Source organism: Prolixibacter sp. SD074, from assembly GCF_009617895.1.
Taxonomy (GTDB): domain Bacteria; phylum Bacteroidota; class Bacteroidia; order Bacteroidales; family Prolixibacteraceae; genus Prolixibacter.
Genome location: NZ_BLAW01000001.1, coordinates 1,708,055 through 1,730,140, shown reverse-complemented (window position 1 = coordinate 1,730,140; position 22,086 = coordinate 1,708,055). Strand labels below are relative to the sequence as shown.

Annotated in this window: 19 protein-coding genes and 1 pseudogene; 2 read left to right on the top strand and 18 right to left on the bottom strand. The window is 46.4% G+C overall.

Translation table 11 applies throughout. From position 1 onward, the window contains the following. Window positions 1-12: 12 nt before the first annotated feature. The 7 genes and pseudogenes from GJU82_RS07585 to GJU82_RS07560 all read right to left on the bottom strand — a co-directional run bounded on the left by GJU82_RS07585 (window position 13) and on the right by GJU82_RS07560 (window position 5,004). Window positions 13-753 (bottom strand): carboxymuconolactone decarboxylase family protein, encoded by a 741-nt coding sequence (locus tag GJU82_RS07585; RefSeq protein WP_153631601.1) that lies wholly within the window; start codon window positions 751-753, stop codon window positions 13-15. 121 nt (window positions 754-874) lie between these two features. Further along, window positions 875-1,675: a carboxylesterase family protein gene (locus tag GJU82_RS17430; RefSeq protein ID WP_228488615.1), complete on the bottom strand. Its 801-nt coding sequence runs from the start codon at window positions 1,673-1,675 to the stop codon at window positions 875-877. 60 nt (window positions 1,676-1,735) lie between these two features. Beyond that, window positions 1,736-1,917: pseudogene (locus tag GJU82_RS17920) on the bottom strand (carboxylesterase family protein); the annotation flags it as partial. A 294-nt stretch (window positions 1,918-2,211) separates the two neighbouring features. Beyond that, the gene (locus GJU82_RS07575; RefSeq protein ID WP_153631600.1) at window positions 2,212-2,712 is read right to left on the bottom strand and encodes a nuclear transport factor 2 family protein; all 501 of its coding nucleotides are present in this window, start codon (window positions 2,710-2,712) and stop codon (window positions 2,212-2,214) included. 85 nt (window positions 2,713-2,797) lie between these two features. Next, window positions 2,798-2,983, bottom strand: a complete 186-nt coding sequence (locus tag GJU82_RS07570; protein ID WP_153631599.1) for a hypothetical protein — start codon at window positions 2,981-2,983, stop codon at window positions 2,798-2,800. Window positions 2,984-3,002: 19 nt separating this feature from the next. Then, window positions 3,003-3,857: an aldo/keto reductase gene (locus tag GJU82_RS07565; protein WP_228488613.1), complete on the bottom strand. Its 855-nt coding sequence runs from the start codon at window positions 3,855-3,857 to the stop codon at window positions 3,003-3,005. A gap of 16 nt (window positions 3,858-3,873) precedes the next feature. Next, window positions 3,874-5,004, bottom strand: coding sequence for an alpha/beta fold hydrolase (locus GJU82_RS07560; protein WP_153631598.1), 1,131 nt, complete (start codon window positions 5,002-5,004; stop codon window positions 3,874-3,876). A 157-nt stretch (window positions 5,005-5,161) separates the two neighbouring features. Between GJU82_RS07560 and GJU82_RS07555 the strand changes: the two genes are divergently transcribed. After that, window positions 5,162-6,076 (top strand): AraC family transcriptional regulator, encoded by a 915-nt coding sequence (locus GJU82_RS07555; RefSeq protein WP_153631597.1) that lies wholly within the window; start codon window positions 5,162-5,164, stop codon window positions 6,074-6,076. Between the two features lie 214 nt (window positions 6,077-6,290). Here GJU82_RS07555 and GJU82_RS07550 read toward each other — a convergent pair whose 3' ends face one another. The 6 genes from GJU82_RS07550 to GJU82_RS07525 all read right to left on the bottom strand — a co-directional run bounded on the left by GJU82_RS07550 (window position 6,291) and on the right by GJU82_RS07525 (window position 13,737). Next, entirely contained in the window at window positions 6,291-7,232 is a 942-nt protein-coding gene (locus GJU82_RS07550) for an aldo/keto reductase (protein WP_194830998.1), read from the bottom strand. Between the two features lie 102 nt (window positions 7,233-7,334). Continuing rightward, the gene (locus tag GJU82_RS07545; protein ID WP_153631596.1) at window positions 7,335-7,598 is read right to left on the bottom strand and encodes a GHKL domain-containing protein; all 264 of its coding nucleotides are present in this window, start codon (window positions 7,596-7,598) and stop codon (window positions 7,335-7,337) included. A 249-nt stretch (window positions 7,599-7,847) separates the two neighbouring features. Further along, on the bottom strand, window positions 7,848-10,058 hold the full coding sequence (locus GJU82_RS07540) for a xanthine dehydrogenase family protein molybdopterin-binding subunit (protein WP_228488612.1): 2,211 nt from the start codon (window positions 10,056-10,058) through the stop codon (window positions 7,848-7,850). Window positions 10,059-10,062: 4 nt separating this feature from the next. Further along, window positions 10,063-11,046, bottom strand: a complete 984-nt coding sequence (locus tag GJU82_RS07535; RefSeq protein WP_153631595.1) for a xanthine dehydrogenase family protein subunit M — start codon at window positions 11,044-11,046, stop codon at window positions 10,063-10,065. Window positions 11,047-11,069: 23 nt separating this feature from the next. Then, window positions 11,070-11,672: a (2Fe-2S)-binding protein gene (locus GJU82_RS07530; RefSeq protein WP_153631594.1), complete on the bottom strand. Its 603-nt coding sequence runs from the start codon at window positions 11,670-11,672 to the stop codon at window positions 11,070-11,072. Between the two features lie 658 nt (window positions 11,673-12,330). Next, on the bottom strand, window positions 12,331-13,737 hold the full coding sequence (locus GJU82_RS07525) for an rRNA methyltransferase (RefSeq protein ID WP_153631593.1): 1,407 nt from the start codon (window positions 13,735-13,737) through the stop codon (window positions 12,331-12,333). Window positions 13,738-13,912: 175 nt separating this feature from the next. On the opposite strand from GJU82_RS07525, the gene GJU82_RS07520 reads away from it, so the two are divergent. Next, on the top strand, window positions 13,913-15,685 hold the full coding sequence (locus GJU82_RS07520; RefSeq protein WP_153631592.1) for a family 16 glycosylhydrolase: 1,773 nt from the start codon (window positions 13,913-13,915) through the stop codon (window positions 15,683-15,685). A 36-nt stretch (window positions 15,686-15,721) separates the two neighbouring features. Here GJU82_RS07520 and GJU82_RS07515 read toward each other — a convergent pair whose 3' ends face one another. The 5 genes from GJU82_RS07515 to GJU82_RS07495 all read right to left on the bottom strand — a co-directional run bounded on the left by GJU82_RS07515 (window position 15,722) and on the right by GJU82_RS07495 (window position 22,066). Beyond that, the gene (locus GJU82_RS07515) at window positions 15,722-16,648 is read right to left on the bottom strand and encodes a YitT family protein (protein ID WP_153631591.1); all 927 of its coding nucleotides are present in this window, start codon (window positions 16,646-16,648) and stop codon (window positions 15,722-15,724) included. Between the two features lie 229 nt (window positions 16,649-16,877). Next, window positions 16,878-17,228 (bottom strand): 50S ribosomal protein L19, encoded by a 351-nt coding sequence (rplS, locus tag GJU82_RS07510; protein WP_153631590.1) that lies wholly within the window; start codon window positions 17,226-17,228, stop codon window positions 16,878-16,880. 141 nt (window positions 17,229-17,369) lie between these two features. Continuing rightward, a complete protein-coding gene (locus GJU82_RS07505) occupies window positions 17,370-19,043 on the bottom strand; it encodes a dipeptidase (RefSeq protein ID WP_153631589.1) in 1,674 nt (557 codons plus the stop codon). Between the two features lie 116 nt (window positions 19,044-19,159). Next, window positions 19,160-20,212 (bottom strand): anhydro-N-acetylmuramic acid kinase, encoded by a 1,053-nt coding sequence (locus GJU82_RS07500; protein ID WP_153631588.1) that lies wholly within the window; start codon window positions 20,210-20,212, stop codon window positions 19,160-19,162. Window positions 20,213-20,347: 135 nt separating this feature from the next. After that, window positions 20,348-22,066: a M23 family metallopeptidase gene (locus GJU82_RS07495; protein ID WP_153631587.1), complete on the bottom strand. Its 1,719-nt coding sequence runs from the start codon at window positions 22,064-22,066 to the stop codon at window positions 20,348-20,350. Window positions 22,067-22,086 lie beyond the last annotated feature (20 nt).

Sequence of the window (22,086 nt, the reverse complement as noted above, 5' to 3'; positions counted from 1 at the left end):
ATTTGTTTATCGTTATTGCGATTGCCGGTTTTTGAGCACCTCATTCAGAACCGCCTGAGCAGCTTTGGCTTTCTTTTTACCAACAGTTGATTTTATGATTCCGGTAAATTCAGTTAGCTGTCCGGGAGTGAAGCCCACATTCAGACAAATTGATAAATGGGAACGCAGCATCGGTTCGACACCGCTTATAGAGCTGAGTACTGAAATGGTCACCAGTTCCCTTTCTGCAAACGTTAAAATGTCCCGATCAAAAATATCAGCGAACAGATGTTCCTTCAGGAATATTTCTAAGACCGGAGCAAAAGCGGCATAACCTCTTTGCGGTCCGGTTAATGGCATCCCTATCAGTTTTTCCAGATTCGCTTTTCCGCGTTCATATTTGCTGCGTCCGTCATTTACCGGTGATGCTTCGGGCCCCATTTCGTCGCTGATTCCCTTCGCTTTTCTTTCATCGAGTACTTCCATGAACGTCTGCAATCCGCGGATGCTGCGTGGAAATCCGCAATAGGCATACAGATGTACCAAAGCCTCTTTTATTTCATTGATGGTTAACCCGGCATCCAAGCCCTCGTTCAGTGCCGGTTTCAGATGCTGAAGGTCTCCTATCGCCGTATAGGCTGCAATGGGGACAATAGTTTGTTGCTTTACTGTTAATGAATTTTCCGGTTCAGTCATGTTTTGCGCTTGAAGGGCTACGATTGGGCAGAAAATAATAGTCAATCCAATGAAGATTCTCACTCTCAACTTTTTCATCTGGTTATTTTTTAATTATCAGTTGCCTGCTCACAAATCTTTGGTGTGGTGCTACCGGTTTTATTTTAACGATTAAATTCCTCCCCGTAATTGAATACGATCCCTAAACCTGAAAGCCTTTTTAATCACATCCAGTCTTGCTTTCCCGGGGGCCGGGCTTTCCAACTATATTGCCATCGGGCTGGATATCGAGAATCTCTTCATTTTTCGTGTTATAAACAGGCCATTTGGGCAGTCCCGGGCCATTGGGATTGCCGGTTTTGGCGAAGTTTGCCCAGTAGGTGTTCAACATTTGTGCTATCTTTTGATCTTCAGGCGTTGTCTCGGGTGCTCCCCAGCGGGCATTCAGGTTGTCAAATACGTAGGCAACTTCCGATCCGTGCCCGGCACCATAGCGCATTCTTTCCTTCATTGGAGCAGGGACGTATCCGAACAGGTACATATAGGCAGGTTCTCCATTAGCCACAAAAACCCTTGCTACAAACCGGGCGGGTTCAGCCCATACCCAGTCGGTATTAAACTTTGTTTGTACCTCTGCGAATTCTTTATTTCCATCAGGATCATAGGCCGCTTTTGCTTCCCCCTCCAGTGTGCCGAAAAGTGAAAACAGTTCGTCCTTTGACTTGCTGGCATTCACAAAGCCTCCGCCTATCTCTGCACTGCAATTCCCGATGATGAGCGGAACTTTTGCCTGCCTGCCTGCTTTGTATGCACTCTCAGCCGTTTCAACCACCAGTTTACCATCGAGAATCGGGCCTGAATAGATTCGTGGACCTCCCTGGCCATCCGTTTCCTGGCCACCGTCAACAATCTCCTCTACACCCAGGGCGCGCAACCTGGCCAATGCGGTTGCATCCGTTCCTTCAATGCCATGTTTGTGGGCAAAATTTACTCCGATCGTTTCGGCTGAAACGGGGTACAAAGCATCGGCAGGTTTCCACAAATTAAGGTAGAGGCAATCTTCTGATGAACCTTCCTGAATTGTTCCGGGAGCGGCTCCCCATCCGCCTTGCGCACAATTAGGGCCAAACTCTTTTGCCTCACGAATCCCCTCCCATGGGTTACGGGTTGTGGCGGGCGCCAGCGATATCCGCCAACCGGCGGTGCAGCAAAGGGAATCCCCTTAAAGATGGAAGCATCTCCTTCTGTTACACCTTGCACCATTCCGGATGCCGTACGAATAGTTGGTGGCGTGTTTCGCTCAGTATTTTCTACTGTGTGTTGAGCATTTACGGAAAATGCGACAATGCATAATATCAATCCGGATAATAGCTTTTTCATGTGTCAGGTTTTGAATTTTCCATTTTACAGCGTATTTCAATGAAGGACCTTACCGATCGCCAGGGGCCATCAATCGTGTAAACGAAAGAGAACTTGTTGTCGTAACCATGGCTATCAGAATAAGGCTTCTGGGTTTACTTTTCATTTTTAGTTGTTACTGACAGCTAATTCAGCAAACTAGTGTGACTCCTCGTTTGGGGCTGTGCCAGGGGCGGGAGGTGTAAGCAGATGTGAGAAGGATAAGGAGCCCATCTTCCAACTGCCGTTCTGTTTAATGTAAACTTCGGTGACCATAAAAGGATTGCTGACTTCACGGCTGCCCACCTCAGCTAACAACGTAATCCTGTTTAACAGAATAGCTGTATTGCCAAAAATATTAACCGTTAGATCATGGATATCTGCTTTCTTGTACCAAATAAAACCGTTTTTAATCACATTGAGTTCCTGTTCTTTGCCCCAGGAACCTCCCATGTGCACGAACATTGCTTTTGGTTCAAAGAGCGAATCTAATTTGTCCACATTCTTATCTGCCATCCACTGCCATTTTTCTTTGGAGAGTTTAATAACCTCTTGTTCTTCAGCTGTAAATGCCCTGTTGGTTGGATTTAGTCCATGTTGTGCAAAGGACCATTGCGCACATATGATGATGAGAAACAGTCCGAGAATTGATTTTTTCATGGTGTTGTTTTTTATGTAGTTTGTCATTGGAATATTTTTTACAAGAATTTGCCAAAGAATTCGTTGAGTTTGTTCATAGCCTGGTTCACATATACAGGCCATGCAGTTTGGAGGTTACCGGATGAATATTCACCTTGCCAGCTACATTTTCTGTAATGGCATTCCTGTAAACCAGGCCAAAAGGATTATTTGGCTTGGTTTGAGCGGAAGAGATTGTGCTGGTTGGCACAAGCATCGCTACTAAAAAAAGGTATCTTATTCTTCTTTTCATGTTTCGTTTCCTCCAAAAATTATAAATCGAGCTTGCGACTTCCCATCCATTTTACAATTTCCGGGTCACGGTGATCGAAAAAGCTACTGACTTTCCTGTCAAGCGTTGCAATGGCTTCCATATCTTCCGTATTCAGTTCAAAATCGAAAATGTTGAAGTTTTCCTTCATTCTTTCCTTTTTGACCGTTTTGGGAATTACCACAACGCCTCGTTGCGTCAGCCAGCGAAGCACAACCTGTGCAACCGATTTATTGTATTTACCTCCGATAGCCGTTAGGACTTCGTTTTGAAAAAGATTATTCCGGCCTTCGGTCAAAGGTCCCCACGATTCAATCTGTACGTTATTTTCGGTTAAGAATTTTTGGGCCTCTGTTTGTTGCTGAAAAGGGTGTGTTTCGATCTGGTTGACCGTGGGAATAACTTCGTTAAAGGCAATGATATCCATTACCCGGTCGGGTTGGAAATTACTTATACCAATGGCCTTCACCTTTCCGGCTTTGTATAACTCTTCCATCGCTCTCCATGCTCCATGCACATCGCCATACGGCTGATGAATCAGGTACAAATCCAGGTAATCAAGTTGCAGTTTGTTTAATGATTTTTCAAAAGCCTTTTTCGTGTTTTCGTAGCCTGTATCCTGCACCCATAATTTTGTTGTGATAAACAAATCTTCTCTAGCTACACCACTTTTTGTAAGGGCATTCCCAACCGCTGTTTCATTCTGGTACGATGCTGCCGTATCAATCAATCGGTAACCTGCTTCAATGGCATCAATTACACTATTCTCACATTCACTTTGATCTGTTATCTGAAAAACTCCAAACCCCAGAATCGGCATTTCAATGCCATTGTTCAATTTTACTGTTTGCATCATGTTCTTACTGTGTATTTTATTTGTCCAGTCCTTTTTCCTTCAACCATTCCGACATTAAGTCGGCTATTTGTATATTATTCAAATCGGAAAACGGAAAATGCGTGTTGCCTTTGATACCGATTTCGGGGAGATGTACGACTGTTACATCACCTCTATGCCGGTTGACGGCATCTCTCCACAACCGGGCCATTTCAAGTCGTACCCGCCAACCATCCTGACCCGGATTGACATTTGGCTTATCGGGAATATTATCGCCATAGTAGATTACGATGGGAATTTTGGTGAGCTGCATAAAATCCTGCATGGGAATTCCAACAGCTTCGAGTGTACCGCCCGAGCTCGACATGGGCGCAGGTACTTCACCTTCCGGGAAAAGAAAACCGCTTCCCGGCTCATATGAAACGATAGCTTTAACGTTCCGGTTACGGACAGCGGTAAGCCAACCCATTCCACCGGAGTGTGAATGTGTAACCAGGACTGCCGGGCCTGTTTTATCGAACAGGGCAGAAACTGCTGCTGCATTTACATGTACATTGACTGTCCCGATGCTGGGCGTCATCTGACGAAAGTATTGATCCAGTGTGGCTGAATCACGCGCAAACTGAACACCATCGAAATAGTTGGGCCATATGCCAATCCGAAACGTGTCGAACCACTGCTGTTCATCAGGTGTTGGTTCTATGTTCGCGGCAACGGTACTGCGACCGGCATCACCTCTGCGCGGCTGGTCAATCAAATAAACCGGGAAGCGCCGGCGTAAAAAGATGTTCTGAAATCCCTCCCGGCCGTCGGGTGTGGTTTCCCAGGTTTTGGAAAACTGCCCAAAGCCATGCCACATTACTAAGGGGTATTTTCGGGCTTTCACCGGAACCTGGTAGAAAACGTAGGCATGGTCGCCACGAAACGTTTGTCCTGCCGGGGTGGGGTGATACGGGTCGAAGGTCCCGGGATTGGTTATTACGGTGCCGCCAACGGCAAAACTACCTTGCTCGCGAACCATCAATGGCTTCTTTCGTGTTTGGGCATGAGCCGACAGGCTGATGACCGTCAAAAACAACAAGAGGGCAAGCATCAGGCTACGCCTTGTACTACCGCCTGAAGCACCATTGAACGTTACAGGCTTTCCATTTTTATTTTCACTTCTCATGGTACGATATTTTTTCACCTTCTAAAGGTAGGGAGATGTCGAAAAGATATTGGTATACAGACTACTGTATTGTCTACCATTTTTACTGATTGGACCGATGGAGTACTTACTGCTTTACAGGAATGCGTACATTTGTTTTATATCAAACCGTACTGAGATGAGCCTGATATTCAAATTTGACACCGTACACGAATATAATACCCTGAATAATCACGAAACACTGCACCCTTTGGTTAGCGTTATCGATTTTTCAAGAGCGAATCCAAGATCATGGGACGGAGAAAAGACTGTGCGCATCAATTATGGTATGTATTGTATTTTTCTGAAAGATGTAAAATGCGGCGATTTACGATATGGTCGTAATTACTATGACTACCAGGAAGGGACCATGGTTTTCGTTGCTCCGGGACAGGTAATGGAAATTGAAACCGACGGTAAAGTGTATCAACCCAAGGGATATGCTGTGGTTTTTCATCCCGACCTGCTCCATGGTACTTCACTTGCCAAAAGCATCAGTAGTGACTATAGCTTTTTCAGTTACAAGGCAAACGAAGCCTTGCATTTATCGGAACGCGAGCGGGAGATTGTGATGGATTGCTTTTCCAAAATAGATGCTGAACTTCAACAGCCTGTCGATAAGCACAGTAAGAAACTGATTGTTTCGAAACTTGACTTGTTGCTGAATCATTGCGAACGTTTTTACGATCGTCAGTTTATTACAAGAGATAGCGTTAACAGGGGAATCCTGGAAAAGTTTGAGGAACTACTAAATAGCTATTTTTCGTCGGATAAGCCTCAGAACATCGGCTTACCATCGGTTGCTTATTTTGCTGAAGAACTTCATCTATCGGCCAACTATTTTGGCGATTTGATAAAAAAGGAAACAGGAAAATCGGCCAAGGAATATATCCAGAACAAGATTATAGATGTGGCCAAGCAGAAGACATTTGATGCGGATAAAACGGTGAATGAAATTGCCTCTGAATTGGGTTTTAAATATCCCCAACACTTCACCCGGTTGTTTAAAAACGTAACGGGGTATACGCCTAACGAGTACCGCACGTTGAATTAGTCAATGCTCACCACTTGCCCGGCTTGTACCTGTTACACATGATTTTTTGCCGGGCACAGTTCAACCGATTACTGTGGCTTTTTTGGGGAGGTAAGTTCATGTGCTTTTTTCAGCTTATTATTTCGTTGAAAACCCGTTGTGTGAAACTCAAGGCCTTCATGATTTTTCTTGATTAAGAGTCGTTTCACACAACGGTTTATCGAATTCTATTTTTTTAGCTCCACTCCGGGAATTGCGTTTTGTTCAGGTCGAGTGCGGCAATGGTCCGCATATCGGATTCCGTCAACTCAAAATCGAAAATGTTGAGGTTTTCTATCCTGTGTGCATTCTGCGACGAGCGCGGAATGGCGATGATGCCCCGTTGGTAATGCCAACGTAAACTTATCTGCGCATTGCTTTTGTTGTACTTTTTGCCAATAGCCGCCAGTGTTTCATTGGTGAAGAGTCCGTTGCGGCCTTCGGCCAGAGGAGCCCAGGCTTCCATTTGTATCTTGTGTGGTTTCATATAGGCATGGGCTTTGTTCTGCTGGAAGAAGGCATGCGATTCGATTTGATTAACCGCCGGCGTGACGTCGAAACTGGCCATCAAATCATCCAGTTGTTGCGGTTCGAAATTACTCACCCCGATGGCCCTGATTTTGCCTTCCTTATACAGCTCTTCCATTGCCTTCCACGAACCTTTTACATCGCCCCGTGGCCGGTGAATGAGATAGAGATCCAAATAGTCGGTTCCCAGTTTTTCGAGCGAGGTTTCAAAGGCTAATTTCGCCTTTTCATAACCCGAATCATCGACCCACACTTTGGAGGTAATGAACAGTTCTTCCCGTTTAATGCCGCTTTGTTTGATGCCGGCGCCCACGAACTCTTCGTTCCGGTAAACGGTTGCTGTATCGAGCAAACGGTAGCCGAGCGAAATCGCATCGGCAACGGATTGTTGGCACACCTCACCATTTAATCCGTAGGTTCCAAATCCGAGAATGGGCATTTTCACACCATTGTTCAGCGTGACATTTTCAATGGAGGTTCCTGTCGGGCCGCTTGCGCCGAATAATTTTGATGTTCCCATTCCCATGAACATGGCTGTTCCGGCAAACGCAGCGCTGGTCTTCAAAAAGTCGCGGCGTTTGATTCCTTTGTTGTGATTCTTCTGGTTCATCTTCGTCTTGTTAGTTTGATTTTGGCTCAAATTAGCAATTTTTTCATTAAAAACTGAAGGACGGAGTTCAGGTGGGACGCGCTTATTTCCCACTCAGCCTTTTCAGTAAGTCGTCTTTGTAGTTGGCTCTACCGGGATGAGCTGGTCGGTAATTTTCACCTGATGGTTACCGGGATAGGTCATTTCGAGCCGTTTCCGCACATTGGCCAGTCCAATTCCTTTGTATTCCTTTTTCTCCACATCGTCGGTAATGCCCTTGTTATTCTCAACGGTTAAAGTTACGAACTCATCAGTCATTTGTAGCTTGATGAAAATAAACGATTGGCTGGTGGCACCTTTGATGCCGTGTTTAAATACTGTTTTCAATCAACGGGAAAAAAAGTAACGGGGCTATCCGGATGTTTTCCGGGTCACCGGTTATTTTAAAGGTAATGGTTGCCCGGAATCGGCCCTCCAGGCTGTTGTTTTGTTTGCGTAATGTTCCATTCTTTGTGCTCCTTGTGGTAAATCTTCTCAGTAGCGCATTCTTCATTATTATCTCAATGGTATTTTAACTGACTTTCAAAGAAAAAGGCCGACAATTCCTGGCCGGCCTCTTTATCAGTTCAAATCTAGTTATGCATTGAAAAACCGCTCGACCGTGATGGGTAAATCGCGTACCCGTTTCCCGGTGGCGTTGAAAACGGCGTTGGCAATCGCCGGTGCGGCCCCGATGATACCTACTTCGCCCAGGCCTTTCGCTCCGGATGGATTGATGTTTGGGTCGGGCTTGCCGATAAACGAAACTTCGATGAGCGGCACATCGGCATTGACGGCAAAGTGATAACCCGCCAAATCGTTACCAATTAACCGCCCGGTTTTGAAATCAATTAGTTGTTCTTCCAGCAATCCCATGCCAATGCCTCCGGCTCCGGCACCAATGACCTGGTTAGCGGCTGCCTTCGGATTGATGATCCGTCCGGCATCAACAACAATCACCATCCGGTCGACTTTGATTTTACCAGTTCTCTCGTGCACTTTCACTTTATAGAAATGCGCGGCAGAAGAGCAGAAGCCGTACTTTTTGCGCTCTTCACCCGGCCCGGCAAATTCCTCTACCTTGAGGTCATTGAGATTGTTCTTGCCAAAAATATCGGCATAAGAAACAAAAGTATCCTGGTTGCCCTGATAGATAATGCCATTGTCGGATAGTGAGATATTATCCACATTCAAGGCGTTGGCATCTTTCTCGGGCCAGGCGTAACCGGCCAGTTTTCGTTTCAGGGCCAGACTAGCGGCATAAACTGCACTACTGACCGAAGCCATACCCCGGCTGCCGCCCTGACTGGGAGCTTTGGGAAAGTCGGAGTTTCCCAGTTCGATTTTGATTTTATTTTTGGGAATACCGGTAACCGTATGGGCAACGTTTTGCATACCGGTTCCTGTTCCTGTCCCGATGTCGGTCATCGCTGTGCGGACCGTAATTACTCCGTCTTTTTTCATGTCGATGGAGGCTCCGGTGTAGGAACGGCCCGAGCTCCACATCCCCACGGCAACGCCGTAGCCGATTTTGTAGCCGCCTTCTTTCAGTGAACCGGGAACAGGGTTGCGGTTTTTCCAGCCAATCAGCTCTGCGCCTTTTTCCAGGCACTCATTCAGGTAATTGGTCGACCATGGCAAGCCGGTTTCCATTTCATAGGGAGCGATATTTTTCAGGCGAACCTCCACCGGGTCCAGTTTGAGCTCGTGGCACAATTCATCGATGGCGCTTTCCACACCAAAACAGCCGGTCGTATCACCAGGACCGCGGTTCCATGTTGGCATGGGGACGTTGAGGCCGACGATGGCTTCCTCTGTTTTGACATTTTTAAACCCGTAGATTTTGCGGGTAACGCGTGTAATGCCATCGGAGAAACCCTGGATTTTAGAGCTGTCGTTTTTTGCCTGGTGGATGATTCCCTTAAAATTACCGTCTTTATCGGCTCCCAGTTTCACCCGTTGCCACGATTCAGGCCGGTAGCCTACCATGGTAAACATCTGCGGACGCGTGAGCACCACTTTCACCGGACGCTTGACCTGTTGGGCTGCCATTACTGCAGCGATGGTATGCGGCCATACCCGTAAGCCGCTGCCAAAGCCGCCTCCGACAAATTCGCTGATCACATGAATGTTGTCTGTCGGAATGTCGAACAAACTGCTGATGACCGATTGCACCCGGTTCACGCCCTGGTTTTTGTCGTACAATAGCAGTTTATCGTTCGATTTCCACTGCGCAATGGTGGCGTGCATTTCCATTGGATTGTGAACTTCCATCGCAATGGTATATTCCTGATCTACCTGGTGCGGTGCATCTTCCCATGCTCCAACACTGCCCCGGTCATTTTCAGTCTCTTTTAGCGGAACCTCCCTGGTTTTCTTTGCAAAATCTGTTTCCGGTATTGCTTCCTCGTATTCAGCTTTGACCAACGGCGCTGCAAACATGGCATCCTCGATTGTTTCTGCTACTACCATCGCAATGGGCTGGTCGTTGTAATAAATCTTGTCGGTATAAAATATGGGTAATCCGAAGCGATTGTCCGGCATCTCTTTCATACCGGAGAAACCGGATACATAAGGTTTATTTTCGTGCGAAAGAATATCAATGACGCCGGGGGCCTTCATCGCTTCTTCAACCTGCATCTTCAGGATTCTTCCGGAGGCAATGGTACTTCCGACCACCACTCCGTAAGCCACGTTGGAAATTTCATATTCTGCTGAATATTTTGCCTTGCCGGTTACCTTCGCTATCCCTTCCACACGGCCTTTCGGCATTTGTTCCGTGTTCTTCGAGTCAAAAAAGTAGCTCATAACCTTATGCTTTATTTGTGAGACAAGTGAGTAATGCGGTTTCTATCGCGCCTTTCAGTAACGGAACTTTGAAGGCATTATCCGATAGTGGAGAGGTATCTTCGGCAGCAATTTTTGCTGCTTCGGCAAAGTTTTCGGACGTTGCCTGTTTTCCCTTTAGGAAGTTTTCTGCTTTGGTCCAGCGCCAGGGTTTATGCGCTACGCCGCCGGAAGCTAACCGGGCTTCCCTGATTTGATTCCCGTCCAAATCCAACGCTGCTGCTACCGAAACCAAGGCAAAAGCATATGATTCGCGGTCACGCAGTTTCAGGTATTCGAAGTGTTTACTGAAATTATTTTTTGGGACGAAAATGGATGTAATCAAAGCATTTTCCGGAAGGTTGTTATCCTTCTCTGGATTATTTCCGGGCAACCGGTGAAAATCCAGGAAGTTCATTGTATCTTCTGAACCATCAGCTTTCCGGATATTGACTTTGGCATCCAGCGCGGCGAGTGCCACACACATGTCCGACGGGTACACGGCTACACAGGCATCGGAATAGCCAATGATGGCGCCCATCCGGTTGTTACCTTTTATGGCACCGCAGCCGGAGCCATTCTTTCGCTTGTTGCACGGAAGTGTCAGGTCGTAAAAGTACGGACAGCGGGTGCGTTGTAACAGGTTTCCTCCTGCCGAGGCCATGTTGCGAATCTGGGGAGAGGCTCCCTTCAAAATGGCTTTGGAGAGTAACGGCCAGCTTTCCATGATGGCTTTGTTTACAGCGATGGCTGTATTTCGTACCATTGCCCCGATGACAACTCCGTTGTCTTTTACTTCGATGGTGTTGGGCAAGGTGTCAGTAATGTCGAGCAACTTATCCGGCTCATCGATTTGTTTCTTCATTAGGTCCACCAGGTTCGTACCGCCAGCAATGTATTGCGAATGACTGTTTGCCGATGATAAAGCTTCCCGGACTGTTTTGGGTTTCGTATATTCGAAAGGTTTCATCTGGTTATTTTTTCATGGACGTTTCATTTGGCTACTTGCCGGATGGCTTCTGTGATGCCGTTGTAAGCGCCACACCGGCAGAGGTTACCGCTCATGTATTCTTTGATTTCCTCTACGGACCTGGTGTGTCCTTCGTTGACACAGGCTACCGCTGACATGATTTGCCCGGAGGTGCAATAGCCACACTGGAAGCCATCTTGTTCAATAAAAGCTTCCTGCATTGGGTGCAGCTGATCTCCGTCGGCCAGTCCTTCGATGGTGGTGATTGCTTTCCCCCGGGCCATGACAGCCAGGGTCAAACAACTCAGGGCGCGTTCACCATTCAGATGAACGGTACAGGCACCACATTGACCGTGGTCGCAGCCTTTTTTGCTGCCGGTCAGATTCAGTTCTTCCCTCAGTACATCCAGTAGTGTTGCCCGGCTGTCAACGGTCAGCGAATACTGCTCCTGGTTGATTTCCAGCTTGATGGGAATCATCTGCTTTTTGACAAAAAGCTTCTCTTTGAGGTCCTCGTAAAAAGCTTTTAAGCTGTTGGGAATAAATGATAATGCCGCCAATACTGAAGTGGATTGCAAAAAGAACCGGCGGCTCATGGAGGTGGCATTAGAATGAGAATGTTTCATCGTTAGCAATTTATTTGGTTAACGCCTTAGCAGGTCTCTCAATCAAATTTATGAAATTTAAATCAGTACGGCGGCATTGATTTTTGAAATATTACCCCGATGAATCTGGTTGACTATCTTATGTTTAAAAAGGTTCTGAAATTGAAACATGACAGATTAAGGAAAGGAAATTAAACCTGGTTTTTACATTTTCCTAACCTGAATAGCTGATAGATGTGACGTGAATACTAGATAAATAACAGGACAATCGCAATTACCACTCCAGAACCAGCGACTATCATTCCTCTCTTGAAACTTTTGCTTTGGGTTTGAACATCCAAAATGAGGAGACGGCTAAGAAGAGCAGCAATATTCCAAAAAATGTGGCAAACAGGTGCAATGAGTTTTGACTCGCTGACTTATGGAGTGAGTTCGTTTTCGCGATGAAAGTGGGTAGTGCTTTGACCGTATAACTGGCTGTCCCGGTAGCCATATTGTACGTTCCGTTAGCAAATAGACCATTTTACCATCTGTTTTGAGGATTTTGAACCCTCTAATACGGAGTTCATTTCCCAATGTTGTCTCATCGAGGTTGGCAGGTAATATTCTTTCGACGGTGGTTTTCCTTGTCATAAAATCAGCATCCCGGTGCTATTGTCTGGCGTCTTGTTTTTATTGTCTACCCTAACGGAAATTTTGCTTTTTCCGCTTCCAGCTTGCCGGCCAGGTATTCTGTAATGTCCATCCGGATACGCCACTCTTTGGGATAGGCACTGTTGAACCGGTTGCCGAGGTTTTTGACCCATCCTATCGGCACATCCCGGTAGGTGAGCAGGTGCCAGCCACGTTCTTTAGCTTTGGGACGGATATCGTCGCGGTGGAGGAAACGGACGGATTCTTCCAGTGATAGTCCGATTTCCGGGAACTTGCCCCGGTTGATGATGGGAGAGAGCGCCAGTTCATGCGCTGGTATCACTTCTTTTTGTTTCAATTCACCGGTTTTAATACCGGCATGCACAATGCGCAAACTTTGTTGCAGCCAGGTTAATTCGGCGGTATACCTACCGGGAAAGGAGAGCAGCGTCCCGTTCAGGTTGAGGAGTTCAAGGTCATCGTTGGCTAGCCAACCTTCAATCAGCGCCTTCTCGTTGCGCGAAGCAGTAGTAAAAGCTGCACCCTTTATTTTCTTGGGCATACGTGCGGTTTCTCCGTCAAGTTTACGGACAACCGCCATGAAAAAACCCTCGCCTTTGGTTTTGTGCGGATAGAAGCGGTATCCCGACAGGCGGGCGGCCTCGGTTTGGGTAATGCCCCATTCCTCTTTCACCGGTAGGGAAATGTTTTCCACTTCGGCAAATTCGTTGAGCCATTTCAGGTTTTCCTCATTCTCTCCCGGATTATAGGTGCAGGTACTGTAAATGAGCACCCCTCCGGGCTTCAATGCCGGCCAAACGTTGGCCAGGATGCGTTGTTGACGTTGGGCACAAAGTTGTGTGTTCTCGGGCGACCATTCGGCAATGGCATTTTCATCGCGCCGGAAGAGGCCTTCGCCGGAACAAGGCGCATCCACCACCAGCACATCGAAAAGGCCTTTAAAGGCTGCAAAATCCTTCGGGTCATTATTGGTGACTACCACATTCGGGTTTCCCCATTTCTTCAGATTTTCCGAAAGAATAACTGCCCGGCTGCGAATGACTTCGTTGGATACCAACAAACTATTTTCCGGCAGGAGAGAGGCGATGTGCGTGGATTTACCTCCGGGCGAGCCACACAAATCGAGCACCTTTATTGGTTCATTTGGCATCTGGCGAAAAGCCTGTTCGAGAAACATGGAACTGGCTTCCTGCACGTAATAAACGCCGGCATGCAGAAACGGGTCGAGTGTATAGGACGGCCGCTTGTCGAGGTAGAAACCGGTTTTGCACCAAGTGACCTGATTCCCGTTAAAGGAACCAGAAAACTTAGTTGCGTTAACCCGAACCGAACTAACGGCTGCTTCCGAAAGCGATTGTTGAAATGCTTCGAATTCGTTCCCCAACTGTGCTTGCATACGTTGGGTGAAATTTTCGGGAAGAAGTGTTGCCATGGCTGTTCGGTTTCCTTTTAAAATTAAGCAAAATTAGCTTTTTAAATCAGAGGGAAGTTCTAAATTGTGGCCCCGAAACGAAATATTTGGATTGTTTTCCCGTTAGCTATTTGACAACATAAACGAATTTAGGATGCCGGATTTTCCGGTTACACGCTCGAAATCAGTATAAAATATGTCAGGTTTTAGTTTGAAATATCAGCTGGGACTTATTCCTGGGACAGCAAAAATTGATGCAAAGTGGAATAAGTTGCTGGGCATGCGCGATGAGCTGCAGGAATTGGAGCAATCGGACGAACTGGCCCGTTATCGGGAGTTGGACGCTGAACTGAAATCTGCCGAGTTCAGGGCCCGGAAAAAGGAGCTGGCCCAACTGAAGTTTGAAGGGAGTTATGAGCAGAAGATGCTCAGTGAGATGGAACACCTGAACCGTTCCAAATCGATGAAACAGTATTTCAAAACATTGAGTTCTGAAAAACTGGCCCGTTTCAGGAATATTGGAAAAGGAGACAAGCTTGCCCGGCTTAATGAACTCGACAAAATTGTGACAACGCCTGAGTTCGCGAAACGCAGGAAGGACATGGAGAAACTTCATTACAATGGATCTCCTGAAGCTGTGAAACGGAAAGAATTTGAGTCGCTAAAGAACGATAAACGGCTGAAACGGTATTATAATACGCTTGCTTCTGACAATTATCGTTTGCACATGAAAGTGGAGGAGAGCGGGGAGGAACCGTCGGGTAAGGATGAATTGAAGCGCTACGAAAAGTTCCTTCAGTCGAAAGGTTACAGTAACCTGAAAGTGGTTGAAAAACAGAACCTGACCAAGCGATTCGAAGAGCTGCGCGGTGAAGTTCAGTCGGATGAATTCCTGGAAAGAGAGAAATTTTTGAAAAACAGAAAACGTTACCAGACTACCGATGACTATCGTTTGGTGGCTGAATATGATAAGCTGAGTAAAGATCCGGATATCAGGTTTTTCCATAAATTCAGTAAATCGGACGAATACCTCAATTACCAACGGGTACACGATTCGAAAGAGCTGGAGCGGTTGAATGAGCTGGAAGATTTGGTGAAGGACGAAGGATTCCGGGAGCGTGTTGCTTTTCTGAAGGATAAAAAACGCTACGAAAAATCGGAAGACTTTAAGTTGGAGCAAGAGTTTAGTAAACTGGAGAATAGTACAGCCATTAAGAAGTATTTTGAGTTGCATACAGCCAAAGAGCTTAATTTCTTCGATAAATGGAAAGTTGCCTTTGATGACGAGTTTGCCCGTGACGGGATCAATTACGAGCGCTGGAATTCTGGTATTTTTCCTGGTAAAGATGTTTTCGGGAACAACTATTCTCAGGCTAACGAGTTGCAATGCCTGAATGGCGAAGAGAACCTGCAGGTCCACGGTGGCATTTTGTCGATTGTGACCCGAAAGGAACCGACTGAAGGGATGAGATGGAATCCGCTACTTGGCTTGATTCCTGCTAAATTTGATTATACTTCGTCGATGTTGAATACCGGAAATAGCTTCCGGATGGCACAAGGCATCATTGAGGCGAAGATACGCGTGAACCCGTGTGCTGAGATTGTCTCGGCTTTTTCTTTAAAAGGAAACGGAGCCTTACCGCAGATTGATATTTTGCGCAGCGGCAAAAATGAGGTAAGCATGGGGGTCATTCGCGAACTGAAAGGGGAACCGGTTTGGCAACATCAAACCATCACCGGACTGAACTTTAAGAAATTTCATGTGTATCGACTCGAGTGGGACGGGCAGGCGCTGACCTGGAAAATCAATGGTACAGTGGTTCATCATACCCGCGTGGATGCTTCGTTCGATGACATGTTTTTGAACTTGCTTTCGAGTGTGCACGAAGAAGTGCACCACCAGAATCTGCCACATTACTTTGAGGTGGATTGGGTACGGTGCCTGGTTCCACAGGCCGGCAATAATTAAAACACCGGTCTGGCACCTGTTGTTACACTGAAGATATTACTTGTCGCTCATTTTCGTGCGCAGGGAACGGAAACCTTCTCCGAGGATTTCACTGGCATCCATAATTGTAATGAAGGCATCCGGATCCATCATGTTGATGTGCTCTTCGAGGATGGCTACTTCACGACGGCTTACCACTGTGAAGATGATGTTTTTCTCGTCGTTGGTGTACATGCCAACACCCTTAAGATATGTCCCGCCACGTTCCAGATTGACCAATATTTTATCTTTTATCTCGTCATGTTTATCGGAAACGATGATAAGCGCCTTATTGTAATTGGCGCCTGCCATGGTCTGGTCGATGGCTTTACCGGTTATGTAAATCACCAGCCAGCTGTAAAGCGGAATCTGCCAGTCTTTAAAAGCAAGCAACGCCATCAGGACAATGGTCGAGTCGACATAAATCATCAGTTGCCCGAGTGGCATGTTGGTGTACTTGGCGATGATCATGGCAATGATATCGGATCCGCCTGAGGTGGCTTTTGACTTAAAAATCAAGCCCAATCCAAATCCGATGAGTACCCCGCCAAAAATACAGGAGAGTAACACATCGTGAACCAACGGGGCATCGCCATCGACACGGAGGTAGGTGATACCATCCATGAAAACGGATGACAGGATAAATCCCACAATTGTTTTTACGCCAAAACGAGGGCCCAGTATTCTTATCCCGGCATAGGTAAGCGGTATATTCAGGATTAATCCGAAAAGACCTATCGGGATTCCTTCAGGCCAGAATGAGAAAATCCCGTGTGTGAGGTAGTGCACAATAATGGCGATACCATACACTCCGCCCGGCACAATCTTGTGGGGAGAGATGAAATAGACAAAACCAACGGCCAAAATAAAAGAGCCGACAATGATGTACATGTAGTCGATAAACCAGCGCAGCGAAAAGACCTGCTCTTTCGGTAGGAATGCCATAAGTCTCTATGTTAATTTTGGGAGTAAAAGTAGATATTTTAACCAGTATTTAACACGATAAAATCTGATCCTTTTCTTAAACATTTTAGCCGCTATGAGCTGATGGAATCTTGTTTATATAAGACTTTTATAAAAGTTGGCCATTGGCTTAACAATCGTAATTCAATAAATTATTTCTGTAAAAAAAAGGCTTCCCGAAAGAGAAGCCTTTTTAATAACACCAGTAATCTTAGAATCTTTTCTCTTTGATCCGGGCTTTTTTACCAGTCCGGCTACGCAGGTAAAACAAGCGGGCACGACGTACACTACCTCTCCTGTTGACATCAATCCGGTCGATGAAAGGAGAGTTAGCCGGGAAAATTCTTTCCACGCCTACGTTACCCGACATTTTGCGAACAGTAAAGGTTTTGGTCAAACCAGAACCGTTGATCTGAAGAACCGTACCACGGTAGTTCTGAACTCTCTCTTTGTTACCCTCACGGATTTTGTAGTGAACCGTGATGGTATCGCCGGGCCCGAACTTAGGAAGTTCTTTCTGTTCTCCTAAAAATGCGTTTTCTGCTACTTTAATGAGATCCATCGTATTTATTTTAAGTATTTGACGAACGCAATATTAACAGGTCGTCTGCCAGAGATTACGTACGGAAATTTCGCGGCAAAAGTATGGATTTTTTTCTGAATCAGAAAATAATAACTCATAAAATCTACTCTTGCAGTTTGTTTATTTTTCTTTTAAATGGTCGCCCGTTTGTTTGGCCACATTGCGGTACCACCATTCCGGGTAACCGGGCTGATCGGGCATGGCCGGAAGTTTACCGCTCTCGTTGCGTTCGAACTTACCGTCTTTTTCCTTCATGATATTGCCATCCTTGTACTTGATAATGAGGTAATGTTCCAGTTGTTTCCAACGGTTTACCGTGAGGTTAACCTGTTTGTCGGAATATTCTGTCAGGAATTTACGGGCCATATTGTGCTGGCCTTTGTTCCATAAATCCATGGCAGCTTCATCAACAGCTGGTGTAAACTCAACGAATTTGGTTTCAAGCTCACTCTGTACCTTTTGGATGTCTTCAATCATGTAGTCGTAGCGCAGGTAAGCAAGGTTCGATACGGTGTTGAATATCCAAAAGGCAGAGTTGTCTGACCAGGTGAGCATATCGCCGTTGCCAACACGAATCGGTTCCGGTACTTTCTGAATACCGCAGTAGACCGGCATATAGCAGGTCGAATAGGTATCATCTACGCCAAACCACATAATTCCACCAATTGGATCGGGGTAGTCGGAGCGCATTTGAGCGATGAAGGAGAAACCGGTTTGTTGGGTGGAGATAGCACGCTCGTTGACGTAAGTCGTCGAGTCAGCTTTCCAGGTTAGCGGACGCCAGCGATAAGGGAGTTTAAACGGACCGGCACCTGGATCTTTGGTCATGTCCAGGGCAGTTCCTTCGAAGTGGTCGCGCATCATGCCCATCACATCTTTAACACTTAACAGTGTATCGGGTTTTACCCAAAGCGGAATCCGGTTGGTTGCATAGCCATTGGCTCCTTTTTTGATTTTACCGATGGCATAGTCCTGATACTGGTCCATGTTACTGGTTACCTTACGGAAACCTGCCCAAACGCGTGCATCGCAGAAACGGGCGCCTTCGAAATTGACCGGAGCGTAAGTTCCTGCAAAGCTAAAGTCTTTATTTTTTCCATCGAACCATCCTTTTTCACGGGCGAATGAGATAACATCGCTTGAATAGAGGCAATTGTCCGGTTCGTTTAACGGGAAGGTAGTAATACGGGCCTGGTTGGCATGTCCTGAAATGTAACCGTCAGGAATGCGGCGGGCTACCCAAACGGCACCTTTTCCCGCTTCGCCTTTACCAATCATTTCCAGAATCCATACTTCATCCGGATCGGCAATCGAGAATGATTCACCTTCGCTGGCATACCCGTATTTAGCAACCAGGTCGGTCATTACCTTAATGGCTTCGCGCGCAGTTTTGGCGCGTTGGAGGGCCAGGTAAATCAGACTGCCATAATCGACAATGGCGCCGGGTTGGCGCTGTAACTCTTCACGGCCTCCAAAAGTGGTTTCTCCAATGGCTACCTGGTGTTCGTTCATGTTTCCGGTTACCTGGTAGGTGTGCGGAATCTGTGGAATTGTACCCAGAAATTTGCCAGTGTCCCATTCCGTGACATCGACCATTTCACCCGGCTTATGATCGGCTGCCGGCCAGAAATACATTTCTCCGTATAGCGTATGTGAATCAGCTGCATAGGTAATCATGGTTGAGCCGTCAACAGTTGCACCTTTGGTGATTAAAAAGTTGGTGCAGGCATCAGCTACGCGAACCTGCAGGGCCAGCCAAAGAAGGCCGGTCAGTAAGAGCGTTTTCTTCAACATAGTAAAAAGGAATTTTTTCGTTTCTCACAAAAATAGGAAAATAAATGAATGCTATACTGTTGCAAATACCTACAACATAACCTTTTTATATGATATTTGTTAGGTTTCTGTCTGGTTTATGATAAGTGGATGGTCCCGCCGGTATTGTCCCGCGATGCTCCGGTTACAGCAGCAAGGCAGTTGATTTGGCGTTGGTTGGCCAACACACCCAGAAATGCAAATATGAGCGCTTCCTTAAAGTCTATGATCTTATTTTCGGGAATGATGACTTCTGCTTTAGAACATGCCGTAATACGTTCCATCAGCAATGGATTGTGAGCTCCTCCGCCGGTCACCAACATTGTGCCTGAATTGTGGATGACTTCACCTATCTGGATGGCAATGTGCTCGTAAAGCGTCCTCATTTGGTCCGGGAGTGGGAGGGAACTCTTCTTCAGCATCGGAACCAATTCACTGTCAAGCCACTCTTTCCCTAACGATTTGGGCGGTTTTTCGTTGTAAAAGGGCAAATCGTTCAACTCTTTCAGCAAGGTATCATCCACCTTTCCGCTTTGCGCGATAAGGCTGTCACGGTCGTATTCTTTGCCAACCTGTTGAGCCAGATAATTGAGGACAATGTTGGCCGGATCAACATCGAAAGCAATACGCTGCCCGTCTTCCTCGTAAGAGATATTCGAAAAGCCGCCCAGGTTGAGGCAGTAGTCATATTTACTGAATAGCAGTCGATCGCCTATTGGCACCAATGGAGCACCCTGGCCACCCAGCGCTACATCCATGTTCCGAAAGTCGGCAATGGTTTTAATGCCGGTTTCAGCCGCGATGAAGGTTCCGTTTCCCAACTGAAACGTAAAGTGTTTCTGCGGTTGGTGGAAAATGGTGTGTCCGTGCGAGGCAATAAGCCCGGGTTTTGTTTTACCGTTCAGAAAGCGATTGATAACTTCTCCGGTATACCGCGCATATTCGTTGTGAAGTAACAAGATATCCCGGGCCGAACTGTTTTCCGCTTCGCGTAGTTTTCTTTTCCATTCGGCAGAGTAAGGAACGGTTTCGGAGGCTTCAATCCTAAACGACCAGCCCGATTTTTTATTGTTGAAGCTGCACAAAGCCAAATCAATGCCATCGAGCGATGTGCCAGACATCAGGCCTAATGCGGTAATGCTTTTTTTCATACGTTCTAAAATTTATAATTAGGATCCATAATTTAATTCTAAATTTGAGAACGTATGGAACCGCTTCGCTCTCACATAAACTTTTTTTAATCATTGCCTTTGGCGAACTTTTGATTAAAAAAGTTCATGTTCGTTTCATTTGTAAAAGGTTGCTGTGTATACCGATTGATTGCCTTTAGCGTCAGTAATTGTCAGCTTCAATTGATGTATTTTCCCGAGTTCCAATCGCGAAGGATCAAGGGTATAGGTTAGTAAGTCATATTTTGGGTCGTAGACAAACAGCGCCCATTTTCCATCGATTTCGCCACGGTATTTGTCAATTCCCGATAGGTTGTCTTTTATTTTGAACCGTATATGCTTCGGGTTCATCAAATGCTTGTGTTCATTGATGCTGAGGGAATGAATCGTAGGAGGAACGGTATCGACGGCTACACTGAAATCTCCGAAATAGCGTGGATAACCAACGACCCAACCATCTTTATATTCACCTCCGGCACTCCATTTTTGCCCATCCGGGCCGACCATAACGAGCAGGGCCTTATTTTGAAGTGAGCCGGGAAGACTGTCCGGCCTGATGGCAACTCGCATGGCCTTTTGCAGTGGCGTATATTTATCCTGAATTTTTTGCAACGGCGCATAGCATCCTTCCGGCGTTTCTTCTTCCTCGAAATGAAATGGTAGATCATCATAGAGCGCGCCGGCCGGAACTCTCAGCTTCAGGTTGTCGGCCTGGAAATAATTGTCTTTTTGGTATGAAAATATCCGCGCACCGTTATCGTGTCGTTGAGTACTGTCGGGTGGTGTACTTTTTACCTGAAACTCAAGGGTGGATTGGTTACCGTAAGCGTCGGCTGTAGTCACCTTAACATGGTGTGTTTTATTGTCGGTAAAATTGATGACACCATTGTTTTTATCGGCAGTATAGATATCGAGTTTGTTTCCCGGTTGGCGAAAAAGCCGGTGAACCCAACGGCCATATCGTTCGCGCTCGGCATAATCGGCCAGACTGTTTACGTAGCGTGTTTCGGCAAATGAAATATCGCTTATCCGGAATCCAAAAATAGTGTCCTGATCGACAATCAACTGTGCACTGTAGATACCGCATTTGCTCCAGCTGGCGTTGAGGTAATCGACTGCCTGGATGCCGAAAGCTGTGGGGCCGCTAACTTTCAATACCGGATTGCCTTTGAGGTGGTAAGCTGACGAGTAGTACACGGTAGGGTACCGCTTATGTTCGTAGACACCGGTTGAAGGGAATGTATACGCATAAAGCGAAATCATTTTGGGCGGTATGTTATCGGTAATCGGGAAGTGCCACTTTAAAACGTTCTGTGGACGTTGGGCCTGTGTGTCACGGATTTCGAAATGCAGATGCGGGCCACCTGAACTCCCGGCATTTCCCGACCAGGCAATGACATCTCCTTGTTTTACTAAAAACGAATCGCGGGGAATTGTCAGGTTTACCGCAAATTGCTCCCGGTGATATTGAATTCGCCTTACGTATCTTTCCAATCGTGGCATCAGCCGTTTCAGATGGCCATAAACAGTCGTGATTCCATTCGGGTGATTAATGTAAACAGCACGTCCATAACCTGTGGGGGAGATGGAAACGCGTGTGACATAACCCTCTGCGACAGCATGAACGGGAAGGCCTGTATGGCCTCCTGTTCGCATATCCAGTCCCGAATGAAAGTGATTGGGGCGTAGTTCTCCAAAATTACCTGCCAGGGAAATAGGCGGATCGATGGGGGGAATTAGTTTTCGGGGTTTGTCGGGTGGTGGAGGGGCTTGTTGACCGTAAACCTGAAATGACCATATCCAAAGCAGCACAAAAAGCGGGGTAAATAGCTTCATTCTTTTTCCCTTTAGGTTTA